The sequence below is a fragment of the Peptoniphilus sp. BV3C26 genome (genome assembly GCF_000478985.1).
In the GTDB taxonomy this organism is placed as follows: domain Bacteria; phylum Bacillota; class Clostridia; order Tissierellales; family Peptoniphilaceae; genus Peptoniphilus_B; species Peptoniphilus_B koenoeneniae.
In genome coordinates this window covers 1-15,061 of sequence record NZ_AWXB01000050.1, presented here as the reverse complement: position 1 = coordinate 15,061, position 15,061 = coordinate 1, and the positions used below count along the sequence as shown (strand labels likewise).

The following is a 15,061-nucleotide window of genomic DNA, read 5'->3' as shown; positions in this document are numbered from 1 at the left end:
TATGAGTTTTGGATTATTAGTATTCATTTTTGTTTTAGGGTATGATCTTTATTCATTAATAAACAAAAAAAAGAAAAAAAGAAAATGTTAAAAATAAAAAAACGAATCAAATGAGAAAATCTCAGGATATTAGTGATATTAATAAAACAAGAGCAAAGGGGAATAAAAAAAATTCTACCTTTGTAGATCAAATTTTAGAATCTTTTGCCCTTAATGAAGAACAAATCGAACTTGGAAAAGTAATTGGAAATATAAATAAAAATAAAAAGAATATAAAGGAAAAATCTTCCCAATTTTCTCAAAATATTTATAAATCCGATGATGAATGTGAAGGAAGCGATGTTTATAAAAAATTTGACGAAGTTGATGATGATTATTTTCAAGGCTCCCTCAGAAATACTGATCCATACTTAAATAAAAAAAGCGAAAAATCTGGTCTTGACTTAGATAAGCCTCTTAATAAGAGATTGGCTGAGTATAAGGTAAAAAAAGAAGAAGAAGACCAAAAACAAAAAGAAGCTTTAAATCAACAAATTATAAAAGAAAAAGAAATGTTTGAAGAAAATAATTACAAAGAAAACATGAGAGAAAATTTTGTAAAAGGATTTATTTTCAGTCAAATTATAGATAAACCTCTTTCCTTAAAAGACGAAAATTAGAATTTGAAAATTGTTTAAATTAGAATTTTTTGTTATACTTTAAAAGTAAATCGATCGACCGCGCGTAAGCGAGGAAAGTCTGCGCTCCACAGAGCAAGAGTGCCTGTTAACGACAGGTGGAGGCGACTCCAAGGCAAGTGCAACAGAAATAAACCGCCTGAAAAGGTAAGGATGGAAAGGCGAGGTAAGAGCTCACCGGATCTATAGTGATATAGATGCCCTGTAAACCCCACTCGGAGCAAGACCAAATAGGAATAGAGATGCTGCTCGTATCTCCCGGTAGGTAGGTCGCTTGAGCTTATAGGCAACTATAAGATTAGATAGATGGTCGAACAGACAGAACGCAGCTTATAGATTTACTTAAAAACCGCAAGTCGGTTTTTAATACATAGGGAGAATTGTGAAATTTTAAAAAAATATTAAAAAATAGTTTTTTAAAGAATCTCCAATTTTCAAGCTTTATAGAAGTTTTTTTGAAAAGGTTAAAATTTCAATTGTGAAATTTTAACCTTTTTGTTACTTTTTCTTGAATTTTTGTAACCAGTTTGTTATACTTAATTAAGCAAAATTATTAAATTAATAAGGAGTTGTAATGTTTAAGATGAATAGAAAGTTTCCCCTTGGGGTCATAGCACTTTGTGCAGTATCATTATTAGGCCTTAAAGATACAGGGATTTTTATTAATGAACACGTTCAGCCGACTTATTCAGGTAATAAAATTTATTTTGAATTGGAAGAAGAGGCAAACATAATAAAAGCTGTTGACGATGGCTACATAGTTCAAAAAGGCAAGGCTAAAGTAACTGTGCCTAAGTCAAAAATTCTTTTAAAGAATGTAAATGTTGTTACATATACAGTAACGAAAGCTACAGCTTTAAAAGATGGAGACGCCCTTATTAGGAATTTATTTGTAGGCGAAGATGTTGTTCTTGTTGAAGATTTAGGCCAAACTTTAAAAGTAAGAAGCCTTGACAATGAAACGGGAACAATTTCCAAAGAGTTTGTACAATTAAAATCTCAAGGAAATAGACCTGTTTTAACACCGGCCTCTATACTTTCAGCTACAAATGCAAATTCAACTGATGGAAAGAAATCTGTAAAGCTTGATAAAGATTTAAATGTAAACATAGTTGATTACAAAGACAGTAAATTTATAATAAATTTAAATAATATACTTTATACAGTAAAAGCAGATAAATTAAGCTTAAAGAGTGGAGAAAAAATCAACAGAGAAGTAAATCTTGTAACAGAAGAAACTCTTAAAAAAGATGAAGATACTTTAAGAAAACTTGCTTCAAATGCAAATTCTTTTGAATCTAAAGATTTAAAGGGATCTGAAACAGGTAAAAGAGCAGTTGAACTTGCTCTTGATAAAATAGGATCACCTTATGTATGGGGAGATGTAGGAAAAGAAGGATATGATTGTTCTGGACTTATATACAGTGTTTATAAAAATACTTTAGGAGTAAATCTACCAAGAACATCATCAGATATGTCTCAATATGGAATGCAAGTTGATAAAAATGATTTAAGAGCAGGAGATTTAGTTTTCTTTGCAACAACAGGCACATCAAGAGTATCCCATGTTGGTATGTATATAGGAAACGGAGATTTCGTTCACTCTTCTACAGGAAAAAAACAAGTAACAATAAATAATTTAACAGAAGATTATTATGCATCATGTTATACAAACGCAACAAGAATTGTAAAATAAAATAAAAAAATTAACTCGGATTCAGTCCGAGTTTTTTTTAGAAAATTTTTAGAATTAATTAATAAGTTCTTAATCTAAGTATTTAATAATAATAGTAAAGAAGCTTTGCTTATAGCAAAAAAATTTGGGTATAATAAAAATATCAATGATACTTATATGGAGGAATAATATGGATAAGTTACATCGTTCATCATCAGATAGGATAATTGCAGGAGTTTGCGGAGGACTTGCTGAATATTTAGGAATAAGCTCATCAACAGTAAGACTTATAGCAGTCATTTTATTTATGTTCGGCGGTTTAAGTTTGTGGGTTTATGTTATTGCAGCTATTTTGCTTCCCTTAGAATAAAATTTTATAATTTAAATAAAAAAGAAGAATAAGTGTAGGTAAAAGCCCTACACTTATTTTTTTGTTTACTATGTTATAATTATTTTGGTGATATGATGAAATTTATACATACTGCAGACTTACATTTAAAGAGAATTTTTAAAAATATAAATATAGATAAAAATTTGAGACGAGAAGATCAATGGAAATGTCTTGAAAAAATAATTGAAGCTTCAAATGAAGTTGATTTTTTAATGATAAGTGGCGACTTATATGAAAGGGAATATTTTACTCTCTCAGACATTCATAGGCTCTTAGAGGCCTTTAAAAATACAAAGGCAAGGATTATTATAGCCTTGGGAAATCATGACCATTATAAAGAGGATTCGGTTTTTAAAAATATAAAACTTCCTGAAAATGTATTTGTATTTCCGCCCTATAAAAAATATTTTCAATTTGATGAATTTAATCTTAGAATTTATGGTTTTTCATGGGAAAAAGATCTTTATAAGGATTATGACTTAAATTTTGATTTAGATAAAAATTATAACAATATTTTAGTTATGCATGGAACAGTTGATGGTCTCGATGACTATTTGCCAATAAATATTGAAAAAATAAGAGACTTTGATTATGTAGCCTTAGGACACATTCACAAATTTATGAAAATCAATGAAAAAATATTTTATCCAGGTTCTCCTGAAGGCTTAAGCTTTAAAGAAACAGGGCCCAGATATTACATTTATGGAAATTTAAAAGATAAAACTTTAACTACAAAACAAGTTGAATGCCAAATAAAAAAACTTGAAAATTATAAGGTTGACATTAGTGAAAAAAATATAAATGAAATATTGGAAGAGCTTAGTGGTCTTAATAAATATACAATATACAGATTGGAACTTTTAGGCAAAAATTCTGAAAAAGACTTTTATATAAAAACTATAAAAAGTAGATTTGACTTTGAAATTATAGATAAAACAGAAAAATATTATGAAATAGATAAATTAATTGAAGAAAATAAAAACACCTATATAGAAAATGTTTTTAAAGATCTTAAAAATTCTCAAAGTCCCTATAAGGATAAGGCCCTTGACCTTGCAGTGAAACTTTTGCTGGGAGATTAATATGATAATAAAAAAAATAAACTTATTATCCTTTGGAAAATTTAAAGAAAAAGAAATAAATTTAGATGAAAATATAAATTTAATATATGGGAAAAATGAAGATGGAAAATCAACAATCCACAGCTTTATAGAAGGGGTTCTCTATGGATTTTCAAAAGACTCTTTAAAAAGAAGGCTTTATACGGAAAAATTAGATAAGTATAGACCCTGGAACAGTGAAATTTATAGGGGTTATATAGAAATAGAAGATGGAGATCTTTTTAGAATTGAAAGGGACTTTGCAAGAGATGAAACAAAGATTTTAAATCTTACTAGAGGCCAAAATTTATCTGAGGATAAAAACTTATTTAAAGATTCAAAAGTATCTCAACCGGGACAAATTTTTTTGGATATAAATTCGGAAGTTTTTAGAAATACCCTTTTTATCAATGAAGACAGCCTTCTTATAAATCAAAATGCAAAAGAATTTATTGGCAAAAAAATAATAAATCAAAGTTCAAGTTTAAAAAACAGCGATAGAGGGGTAAATGCAGTTAAAATCTTAAAAGACCAGATAAAAAAACTAGGAGACAGGTCTTTAAGATCTTCGGAAATCGGGAAAATTTATTCTCAAATAAATGATAAAAAAACTGAGCTTCTAAACTTAGAAGATAAGTTAAAGCTCTATAGGGAAAGCTTAAAAAACTTAAATGAGTTAGAAGAAAAAATAAGTAATCTGTCAGAAAAAATAGAAAAAGCCGACCTACAAGAAGAATTTGAAACTTTTAATAGGGTAAAAGAACTTAAAAAAGAATTAGAAAATTTAAAAGAAATAAAAACCATTGACAGGGGAAAATATGAAAAGGTAATTCTTTTAAATAAAAAGATTCATGATTTGGAAAATCGCATGGATTTTTTACAGGAGAAATCCATAGAAAATCTTGAAGAAAATTTTCCGGAAAAAGATTTTCAAGATGATTATGAAAAAGCTCAAAAACTTTTCGACAGACTAAGACAACTTAACTCAAGAAACTATTCCCAAGAAATCATTGCTCTTAAAAATGATGTTTCAAACTTGGAAACTAAGCAAAAATCTATGATAAGCCTTATGTCTTTACAGGGAATTGTAATTTTAGCTTTAATAATTTTAAGTATAATTTTTAAAATTTACCCTCTTCTTATTTTAACTTTACCGTCGGGAATTTATATTTATCTTAGAATTATAAAATACAGGGTTTCAAGAGATGTATATAAAAGATTAAGGGATAGAATTGAAATCATGTCCCAAAAAAGTCGTGAAAAGCAAGCAGAAAAGAAAAATATGGATACATTTTTTATATCCATGTTTGAAAAGTATGGGGCAGATAATATTGAAGATTTAGAAAATATTTTTAGGGATAAAATTGCAGAAAAAAAACTTGAGGAATATAAAATTGAAACTGCAAAAAAAGAAAAAAGAGATTATGAAGAGGAATTATTACAATTAAAATCTCAAAGAGATGAATCTTTAAAAAACCTTGAGATTTATCTAAATGACTTGGGTTTCGACAATATTTATGAGCTTAAAAATGCTTTTTCAGAAAGCGATTCTGAAAAGGGCATAAGAAAAAGAAGAGAAGATCTTAAAAATTTAATTGATATAAAATTAAGGGGAAGGAATTTTGAAAGTTTAAATAAGAAAGATTTAAACTTAGATTTTGATGGACCTCTTTTAAAAGAAAAACTCAACAATTTAAACTTAAAACTTTCAGAACTTAATAGGGATATAAACTATCTTGAAAAATATTTAGATAGAGCTCAGAAACTTTCTGAAGATTTGGAAGTTTTAGAAAAAGATTTAGAGGATAGGGAAGAAAAATTAAATGTATATTCTTTAACTCTTGAAGCTTTAGAGGGAGTTTTGGAAAAAAATAAAAGTAATTATCTTCCAAGACTTATTGAAGAAACATCAAAATTATTTGAAACTATAAGCGGGGGAAAATATAAGAATTTAAATCTTGATGATAATTTAAATTTAAGTGTTTTTGACAGGGAAAATGGACGAAGTGTTGAACTGAGTTCTCTTTCAAAGGGGACTTGCGACCAGGTGTATTTTGTATTTAGAATCGCCCTTTGTAAATTTATTTCCAAAAAAAACTTACCCCTATTTATAGATAATGTTTTTGGAACCTTTGATGATGACAGATTAAAATTTACTTATGAAACCTTAAAAGAAATTTCAAAAGAAAGGCAAGTAATTATATTTTCGTCATCAAAAAGGGATTATGAAAAGGCAGTTGAATTTAACATAAAGAGGATAGAATTATGAATATTTGGGCAATAGGCGATCTTCACATGGATAACAGCGGAGAAAAACCCATGGATATATTTGGTCCTAAGTGGATAAACCATGAAGAAAAAATTTTTGAATTTTGGAAAGAAAATATAAAAGAAGATGATTTAATTTTATTACCTGGAGATATTTCTTGGGCCCTACACTTAGAAGATGTAACCCATGATTTAGATAAAATTGAAAAATTAAAGGGAAGAAAAATTATTTCAAAGGGGAATCATGATTATTGGTGGGCATCAAATAATAAATTAAAGGGACTTGGCTATAAGACTATAGAATTTATAAATAATAACAGTCTTAATTGGAAAGATATTTCAATTTGTGGGACAAGGGGTTGGATTGATAAAAGCTCAAGAGATTTTCAAAGTAAAGATTTAAAAATATTTAACAGGGAACTTTTAAGAATGGAAAATTCTTTTAAATCTAGAACCGGGGAAAAAATTATTGCTATGGTTCACTATCCGCCCTTTAATGCAGATAAAGAATTAAATGAAATGGGAAAATTAATTGTGAAGTACAAACCCTTTATTTGTATTTATGGGCACCTCCATGGAGAGGGCCATAGCGAAGTTGTAGAAGGAAAATTTGAAGAAACACAATTTATATGTGTTTCCAGTGATTTTATTGATTTTAAGGCGGTAAAAATATGGAGCGAGAATTAGAAGTAAAAGTATTGGGAATTGATTTTGATGCACTTGAAGAAAAACTTAAATCTTCAGGTGCTAAATTTTTAGGCAGAGAAGAACAGGAAAATATTAGAATTAATTCGGAAAAATTAAAGATAAAAAGCGAAAAAGGTTACTTTAGAATTAGAAAAAGTTTAAACAGTATAACAAATAAAACTATTTACCAACTTACTTTTAAGGAACAGGTTAAAGATTTAAAGGTAAGACAAAGTTTGGAACACACAATACAATTTGATAACTTAGAAGAAATGATGAGTATTTTAAAACTTATAGGTTTTAATATTTTTAATAGAGGCTATAAAATAAGGAAGTCCTACTCCTATAAAAATGCCAGATTTGATTTCGATACATGGGACAAAAACTCATATCCAAGCCCTTATCTTGAAATTGAATTAAAAGATAAAAATGATTTGGAGGACCTTTTAAAAGAATTCAAAATTGACAAAAAAAATATTACAACAAAATCCATTGCAGAGCTTAGAAAAGATTTGGGTTTAGAATAAATATGATGACATATTATTTGAAAGTGTTATAATATTATTAAGGAGGCTCTAATGAATTACAAATTTATTAAATTTTTTAAAGAAATTAAAAAAGATGATGTGTCAATAGTGGGTGGAAAGGGAGCAAATTTAGGAGAAATGACAATTAATGGTTTGCCTGTTCCTCCTGGATTTTGTGTAACTGCAGAAGGATATGGAGAATTTATAGATTACGGTGAACTTGATGATGTAGTTCAATTTTTAATTGAATCTTTAGATGTTGACAATGTTGATGCCTTGAATGAAATTTCCATGGAAATCAGAAATAAAATAATGTCTGCTGAAATTAAACCGGAACTTGAAGAAGAAATAAGATCAGCTTATAGAGAATTTTCAAAAAGCATATCTATGACGGATCCGGAAGTTGCAGTTAGAAGCTCGGCAACAGCAGAGGATTTACCTGATGCATCTTTTGCAGGCCAACAAGATACTTACTTACACATAAGAGGAGAAGAAGAATTAATTAAACACGTTAAAATGTGCTGGGCTTCTCTATGGACTTCAAGAGCAATTTATTACAGAGAAAAACAACATTATGATCATTTTGATGTAAAACTTTCAGCAGTAGTTCAAAAAATGGTCAATGCAAAAAAAGCAGGTGTAATGTTTACTGCAAATCCTATAAACAACAATACTGACGAAATGATGATAAACGCATCTTGGGGATTGGGAGAAGCAGTTGTTTCAGGATCTGTAACTCCTGATGAATATATTATAAATAAAAAGACAAAAGAGGTTATAGAAAAAAATATAGCTTCAAAAATTACCATGGTTGTTAAGAAAAAAGAAACTGTGGGCACTGAATATGTAGATGTAAAAAATTATTTAGGTAGCGAATATGTTGAAAAAGAATGTTTGACTGAAAAAGAGCTTAACAAACTTATTGAAATGGGCTTAAAAATTGAAAAAATTTATGGCAAAGTTCAAGATACAGAATGGGCTTTTGACAGCGATACTGATGAATTTTATTTTTTACAATCAAGACCTATTACAACTATTCAAAATAAAAAAGAAGAAAATAATGAAGGCATAAGTCAAGAAAAATTAAAAGCCCTTATTAAAGGTTTACCTGCAAGCCCCGGCATAGGAAGGGGAAAAGTCAGAAATATTAAAAATTTAAAAGAAATAGATCAAGTTAGTCAAGGGGACATACTTGTAACTGAAATGACAAACCCAGATATGGTTCCAGCTATGAAAAAAGCTGCAGCAGTTGTAACGGATGAAGGTGGAAGAACTTGCCACGCTGCAATTGTTTCAAGGGAACTTCAAATTCCATGTATTGTTGGCACAAGAAATGCAACTGATGTTTTAAAAGATAAAATGTCAGTTACTGTTGATGCAACAAGGGGAGTTGTTTACGAGGGAGATGTTTTAAAAGAAGAAAAAACAGAAGAAACTAAAGTTTCTCCAGTTCAAATAATGAGTGCTCCTATTACAGCTACAAAAATTTATATGAATTTGGGAGAACCAGGTTTAATAAATAAGTATAAAAATTTACCCTTTGATGGCATAGGACTTATGAGGACTGAATTTATTTTTACAAATATGATAGGAGCCCATCCTATGTATTTAGTAAAGACTGGTCAGGGCGACTTAATGATTGAAAAACTATCTGAGGGAATTTCAAAAGTTGCTCAGGCAATCTTCCCAAGAAATTTAACTGTAAGAATGAGTGATTTCAGGACTAATGAGTTTAGAGGTTTAAAAGGTGGAGAAGAAGTTGAACCCATTGAAGAAAATCCTATGATAGGATGGAGAGGAGTTTCAAGATATATTTCACCTGAATATGAAGAAGGTTTCAGACTTGAATGTCGTGCAATAAAAAAAGTAAGAGAAGAATACGGTCTTACAAATGTAACAGCAATGCTTCCCTTTGTAAGAACTCCAGAAGAACTTATTAAAGTTAAAGAAATCATGGCTGAAGAAGGTCTAAAACAATCTAAGAATTTTAAAATTTGGATAATGGCAGAAGTTCCTGCAGTAGTTTTCCAAGCTGAAGAATTTGCAGAATTAGTTGACGGATTTTCCATAGGAAGCAACGATTTAACTCAACTTGTTATGGGAGCCGATAGAGATAACGGTGTTCTTAATAATATGGGATATTTTGATGAAAGAAATGAATCCGTTAAAAGAGCCTTAAAAATTCTTATAAATGCTGCAAAGAAAAAAGGAATAACCTGTTCTATTTGCGGACAAGGTCCAAGTCAATATCCTGAACTTGCGGAATTTTTAGTTGAGTGTGGAATAACTTCAATTTCAGTAAATCCAGACACTGTTGAATATACAAGAAGGCTTATTGCATCTGTTGAACAAAGAATGATTTTAAATAAGCTTAGAGAAATTTAAAAATTTAATAAATTTATTAGGAGGATTTTATCCTCCTTTTTTATTTATTAAAATAAAATCTTTTAAATTTCACAAATTTTTCAAAGGATAATGTGAATATCAGCAAATGTGATACATGTCACATAAAAGAAAAAATTTAAAGTATATAATTTTTTTATACGCGATGAAATCGATTGTTAAAACCTAAAAATTGCAAAAATAATTTATTAGCTTTATAATTATTTTGTAGTTATGTGTATATTTATGGGAGGTTATTATGGCAAAAAAATTTAAAACCATGGATGGTAATGAAGCAGCTGCTCACGTGGCATATGCCTTTAGCGATGTTTCATGTATCTATCCTATTACACCATCTTCACCTATGGCTGAGCACATTGATGCTTGGGCTTCACAGGGAAGAAAAAACATATTCGGACAAGAAGTTTTAGTTAAAGAACTTCAATCAGAAGCAGGAGCTGCAGGAGCAGTTCATGGTGCTTTACAAGCAGGCTCACTAACATCTACTTATACAGCATCACAAGGACTTCTTTTAATGATTCCAAATATGTATAAGATCGCAGGAGAACTTTTACCAGGCGTATTTCACGTTGCAGCAAGAGCTTTAGCTTCACATGCCCTATCAATTTTTGGTGATCACCAAGACGTTATGGCAGCAAGAGCTACAGGATTTGCCCTTCTTTGTTCAGGTTCAGTTCAAGAAGCTATGGATCTTGGAGGAGTTGCTCACTTATCTGCAATTAAATCAAGAGTTCCTTTCTGTCACTTCTTTGACGGATTTAGAACTTCACACGAAGTACAAAAGATTGAAGTTTTAGATTACGATGATCTTGCAAAATTAGTAGACAAAAAAGCTCTAAGAGAATTTAGAGAAAGAGCTTTAAATCCTAATGGTTCACAAATTCGTGGTACTGCACAAAACCCAGACATCTATTTCCAAGAAGTTGAAGCTTCAAATAGATTTTATGAAAATGTAGTTGGAATTACAGAAGATTATTTAAATAAAATTTCTGATTTAACCGGAAGAAAATACGGTCTATTTAACTACTACGGAGCAGAAGACGCTGAAAGAGTCATAGTAGCTATGGGTTCAGTTACTGAATGTATAGAAGAAGTAGTTGACTATTTAATGGATAAAGGCGAAAAAGTAGGTCTATTAAAAGTTCATCTTTACAGACCATTCTCTAAAGAACACTTCATGAATGCTATGCCTAAGACTGTAAAGAAGATAGCAGTTCTTGACAGAACAAAGGAAAAGGGATCAATTGGAGAACCTCTTTACCTTGATGTAAGAGATATTTATTATGATGAAAAAGAAAGACCTCTTATTATAGGCGGAAGATACGGACTTGGTTCAAAAGACACCAACCCATCTCATATTCTTGCAGTTTATAAACATCTTAACAAAGAAAATCCGAGACATAACTTTACAATCGGCATAGAAGATGATGTTACAAATCTTTCACTTCCTGTTGATGAAGTTATTACAACAGAACCAAGAGGAACAATCAGATGTAAATTCTGGGGATTCGGTTCAGACGGTACAGTAGGTGCCAACAAATCTGCAATTAAAATTATTGGTGACAACACTGATATGTACGCTCAAGGTTACTTTGACTATGACTCAAAGAAATCCGGTGGTGTTACAATGTCTCACTTAAGATTTGGTAAAAATAGAATCACATCAACTTATTTATTAAGTGAAATGGACTTTATTTCTTGCTCAAAACAATCTTATGTATATCAATACAATCTTTTAAGAGGCCTTAAAAAAGGTGGTACATTCTTAATGAATACTACTTGGGATGACGCTTCTCTTGAAGAACATCTACCAGGCTCAATGAAGAAATATATTGCTGAAAATCAAATTAAATTCTATACAATAAATGCAACAAAAATCGCTGCTGAAATAGGATTAGGCGGAAGAACAAACATGGTAATGCAATCTGCATTCTTTAAACTTTCTGAAGTACTTCCAATTGACCAAGCAGTAGATCTATTAAAGAAAGCGATTGTTAAAGATTACGGTGCTAAGGGTGACGATATAGTTAACATGAACTATAAAGCCGTAGAATCAGGAATTGATGCTCTTCATCAAGTAAGCGTTCCTGAATCTTGGAAAAACTCTGAAGTTGAAGAAGGCCACAAAATTGAAGGCGCTCCAGAATTCATAAACAAGATTTTAATTCCTGTAAACAGACAAGAAGGTAACTTACTTCCTGTTTCAGCTTTCCTAGGCATGGAAGACGGAACATTCCCAGCAGGCACATCACGTTATGAAAAACGTGGAATTGCAGTAAATGTACCACAATGGCAAATTGAAAATTGTATACAATGTAACCAATGTTCATTTGTATGTCCTCACGCAGTTATAAGACCTTTCTTACTTGATTCAGAAGAAAAGGCAAATGCACCTGAAACTTTTGAAACTAAAAAAGGTATGGGTAAGGGAGCAAGCGACTTTGAATATAGAATTCAAATCTCACCTCTTGACTGTACAGGATGTGGAAACTGTGCTCAAGTATGTCCTGCAAAGGAAAAAGCTTTAGTTATGGTTCCATATGAAGGCGAACTTGAAGTTCAAGCTAAAAACTGGGATTATGCCATGAGCGTAACTTCTAAACAAGAAAACTTTGAACCTAACAATGTTAAAAATTCACAATTCTTTATGCCTCACCTTGAATTCTCAGGAGCATGTGCAGGTTGTGGAGAAACTCCATATGTAAAACTTGTAACTCAACTATTTGGAGATAGAATGAGTATAGCAAACGCAACAGGTTGTACTTCAATTTGGGGTGGATCAGCACCATCAATGCCATATTGCCAAGATTCAAATGGCTGTGGACCATCATGGGCAAACTCACTATTTGAAGATAATGCTGAATATGGATATGGAATGGCAGTATCTCAAACTCAAACAAGAGAATTAATAAAAGTTAACATGGAAAAATTCATTGAATTAAATGTTGATAATCAAGCTAACGAAGCATTTAAGGCATGGATTGAAGGAATGGATGACTATAAGGCTTCTAAAGCAGCAGCAGTAAAAGTTGAAGAAGCTTTAGATAAAACTTATGGAAATAAAGAAGCAGACGACATTATCTATGATCTAAAGGGTCTAAAGAGATTCTTAATCAAGAAGAGCCAATGGATATTAGGTGGAGACGGCTGGGCATATGATATTGGATATGGCGGACTTGACCACGTTCTTGCATCTGGAGAAGATATCAATGTACTTGTTGTAGATACTGAAGTTTATTCAAATACAGGCGGTCAATCTTCTAAAGCAACACCAACTGCAGCAGTTGCACAATTTGCAGCAGCAGGTAAGGAAGTTAGAAAGAAAGACTTAGGACTTATGGCAACAACTTACGGTTATGTATATGTTGCTCAAATAGCAATAGGCGCAGACAAAAACCATGCACTAAAGGCAATAAAAGAAGCAGAAGCTTATAAGGGACCATCTCTAATAATTGCTTATGCTCCATGTATCAACCATGGTATTAGAAAGGGCATGGGAGTTTCAATTGAAGAAGAAAAGAAAGCAGTTGAAACAGGATATTGGCATCTATACAGATACAATCCAACTCTTAAAGAAGAAGGAAAGAACCCATTCACTCTTGATTCTAAAGCACCTACAAGACCATATAGAGAATTCCTTGACGGAGAAGTTAGATACACTTCACTTAAGAAGAAATTCCCTGAAAGAGCAGAAGCTTTATATGAAATTGCAGAAAAGAATGCTAAAGAAAGATACGAAAACTATATTCGTTATGATGAAGCAGGAACACTGGAACAAAAATAATTTTATAAATAAAAAGAGATCTCGAAAAGAGATCTCTTTTTTTATAAATTGCAGAAAAAAAGCAATTTTAATTTAAATTATTATGAAATTAATAAGCATAAAAAATAATTTTGAAACAATTTCTATTATTATAAAGGGCACTATATACCAACCAATAAAATTGATTCTATCTGCAGACTCGAGCTCTTGTTTATATTGGTTAAGAGCAATAAAAATAGTAAGCAAAAACAAAAGTACAGTTGAGATAAGCCCTGGAGTCATCGCTTCTATAGGTCTCCAATTTAAAATTCCATCAAAGGGATTTATTAAAAATAATATAAAAATAAAAACTCTGCAAACAAACCAATTAAAGAAAGCCTTGTCTAAAATTGTATCCTTGTTTGCCTTTATCCAAACTTTGTCACTGGCAATGGAAAAGGCAAGATAGTGGTCAAATAAACTAATTACAATTTTTAAAATAGGAATGAAAATTATTCCTATAAAAAATTTTTTGTAAGCAAGACTCACAGCAATAAGATCTAAGATAAACATTATGATTATCATTGCAATTTTTGCATTTTTATCTTTTTTTGCAATTTTTTCATCAACAAGAGAAATTTTATTTCCCATATTTTCCAAATCTAAATTTTTAAATTCTAAATTTTTTTTAGTTTTCTCACTTTTAGAATGTTTAAATTTGTCTTTAGAAATGATTGTTTCCTTTTCTTGGAAAGAATTCTTTGGTTTTTTAGAATTATCTTTATTTTTTGAAACAGCATCTCCAAAAAAAGATTTAATTTTATTAATAGGTTTGTTTCTTTCGATTTCAGCTTTTTTAATTTCCTCTTCCTTTAAAGCTTCATTAACCTGCTCAAAAAAAGTTTTTGCATCTGAATGGTAAACTTTTTTTGAATCTTCCTTTTGGTCTAAAGGCTTATTGGTATTTGAAGAGGAACTTTTTTTCTTTTCTTTGTCCTTATAAAGAAAATCTTGACTTGTATCATCTTTATCTATTACAAAATTTTGAGAGATTTCTGTAATATCTTCATTGTGACGCTTAATTTTATTTAGATTTTTTGAAGATTCTTTTTTAATAAAATTTTCTACATTTTTAAAATCATCAGAAATCAAATCACTTTTATCAGGATGAAATTTTTCCGCTTTCTTTAACTCTTCTTCCAAATCAACCTTAGGAATGCTCATGGTGTTTTCCATGCTGATAGGATTAAGATCAGTTAAAGTTTCATTCATATTTTGATTTTGAAGATGGTCAGTGTTTTTATTTTTTTTATCTAAACCTGAAAAAATAGAGAATTCATCATCTTCTTCATTTATAAAATCTTTAAAAAGCTCTTTAAAGGATTTCTTTTTCTTTTCAGGCTTTTTGGAAAAATCTGTTTTTTCCTGAGAAACCTCAGGTTTTTCAGGATTTTTTACGATTTCTTCTCTTTTCTCCTTAAAATTTTCTGAATTTTTAATATCCTTTGAATCTTTTAAAATAGGTTTTTTTTCTTCCTCTAAAATTTTTGAAGTTAAGTCTTCTTTATTAAAATCAACTTTAGTATCCGAC

10 protein-coding genes and 1 other RNA gene are annotated in these 15,061 nt (G+C 30.3%); 10 read left to right on the top strand and 1 reads right to left on the bottom strand.

The annotated features are described in order from the left end of the window. Positions 1 to 110: 110 nt before the first annotated feature. The 10 genes from HMPREF1253_RS05385 to nifJ all read left to right on the top strand — a co-directional run bounded on the left by HMPREF1253_RS05385 (position 111) and on the right by nifJ (position 13,512). Entirely contained in the window at positions 111 to 659 is a 549-nt protein-coding gene (locus HMPREF1253_RS05385; RefSeq protein WP_023055738.1) for a hypothetical protein, read from the top strand. A 42-nt stretch (positions 660 to 701) separates the two neighbouring features. Further along, an RNA gene (gene rnpB, locus HMPREF1253_RS09675) (RNase P RNA component class A) lies at positions 702 to 1,026 on the top strand. A gap of 225 nt (positions 1,027 to 1,251) precedes the next feature. Beyond that, positions 1,252 to 2,373 carry a C40 family peptidase gene (locus HMPREF1253_RS05380; protein ID WP_023055739.1) on the top strand — a complete coding sequence of 374 codons (1,122 nt, stop codon included), beginning with the start codon at positions 1,252 to 1,254 and terminating at the stop codon, positions 2,371 to 2,373. A gap of 169 nt (positions 2,374 to 2,542) precedes the next feature. Next, positions 2,543 to 2,722 carry a PspC domain-containing protein gene (locus tag HMPREF1253_RS05375; protein WP_023055741.1) on the top strand — a complete coding sequence of 60 codons (180 nt, stop codon included), beginning with the start codon at positions 2,543 to 2,545 and terminating at the stop codon, positions 2,720 to 2,722. A 95-nt stretch (positions 2,723 to 2,817) separates the two neighbouring features. Further along, a complete protein-coding gene (locus HMPREF1253_RS05370) occupies positions 2,818 to 3,825 on the top strand; it encodes a DNA repair exonuclease (protein ID WP_023055753.1) in 1,008 nt (335 codons plus the stop codon). A 1-nt stretch (position 3,826) separates the two neighbouring features. Then, a complete protein-coding gene (locus tag HMPREF1253_RS05365; protein WP_023055747.1) occupies positions 3,827 to 6,112 on the top strand; it encodes an ATP-binding protein in 2,286 nt (761 codons plus the stop codon). Beyond that, positions 6,109 to 6,798 carry a metallophosphoesterase gene (locus tag HMPREF1253_RS05360; RefSeq protein ID WP_023055736.1) on the top strand — a complete coding sequence of 230 codons (690 nt, stop codon included), beginning with the start codon at positions 6,109 to 6,111 and terminating at the stop codon, positions 6,796 to 6,798. Before HMPREF1253_RS05365 ends, HMPREF1253_RS05360 begins: the two co-directional genes overlap by 4 nt. Then, positions 6,783 to 7,325, top strand: a complete 543-nt coding sequence (locus HMPREF1253_RS05355) for a class IV adenylate cyclase (protein WP_023055750.1) — start codon at positions 6,783 to 6,785, stop codon at positions 7,323 to 7,325. Before HMPREF1253_RS05360 ends, HMPREF1253_RS05355 begins: the two co-directional genes overlap by 16 nt. A gap of 51 nt (positions 7,326 to 7,376) precedes the next feature. Then, positions 7,377 to 9,710 carry a phosphoenolpyruvate synthase gene (gene ppsA / locus HMPREF1253_RS05350; protein WP_023055740.1) on the top strand — a complete coding sequence of 778 codons (2,334 nt, stop codon included), beginning with the start codon at positions 7,377 to 7,379 and terminating at the stop codon, positions 9,708 to 9,710. 256 nt (positions 9,711 to 9,966) lie between these two features. Beyond that, entirely contained in the window at positions 9,967 to 13,512 is a 3,546-nt protein-coding gene (nifJ, locus tag HMPREF1253_RS05345) for a pyruvate:ferredoxin (flavodoxin) oxidoreductase (RefSeq protein WP_023055746.1), read from the top strand. Positions 13,513 to 13,584: 72 nt separating this feature from the next. Here nifJ and HMPREF1253_RS10200 read toward each other — a convergent pair. Further along, the coding region (locus HMPREF1253_RS10200) for an NADH-quinone oxidoreductase subunit J (protein ID WP_023055734.1) at positions 13,585 to 15,061 on the bottom strand (1,477 nt) is incomplete at its 5' end.

Coding starts and splice junctions, on each gene's coding strand:
- HMPREF1253_RS05385 (WP_023055738.1), top strand. CDS start 111: ATGAGAAAATCTCAGGATATTAGTGATATTAATAAAACAAGAGCAAAG.
- HMPREF1253_RS05380 (WP_023055739.1), top strand. CDS start 1,252: ATGTTTAAGATGAATAGAAAGTTTCCCCTTGGGGTCATAGCACTTTGT.
- HMPREF1253_RS05375 (WP_023055741.1), top strand. CDS start 2,543: ATGGATAAGTTACATCGTTCATCATCAGATAGGATAATTGCAGGAGTT.
- HMPREF1253_RS05370 (WP_023055753.1), top strand. CDS start 2,818: ATGAAATTTATACATACTGCAGACTTACATTTAAAGAGAATTTTTAAA.
- HMPREF1253_RS05365 (WP_023055747.1), top strand. CDS start 3,827: ATGATAATAAAAAAAATAAACTTATTATCCTTTGGAAAATTTAAAGAA.
- HMPREF1253_RS05360 (WP_023055736.1), top strand. CDS start 6,109: ATGAATATTTGGGCAATAGGCGATCTTCACATGGATAACAGCGGAGAA.
- HMPREF1253_RS05355 (WP_023055750.1), top strand. CDS start 6,783: ATGGAGCGAGAATTAGAAGTAAAAGTATTGGGAATTGATTTTGATGCA.
- ppsA (WP_023055740.1), top strand. CDS start 7,377: ATGAATTACAAATTTATTAAATTTTTTAAAGAAATTAAAAAAGATGAT.
- nifJ (WP_023055746.1), top strand. CDS start 9,967: ATGGCAAAAAAATTTAAAACCATGGATGGTAATGAAGCAGCTGCTCAC.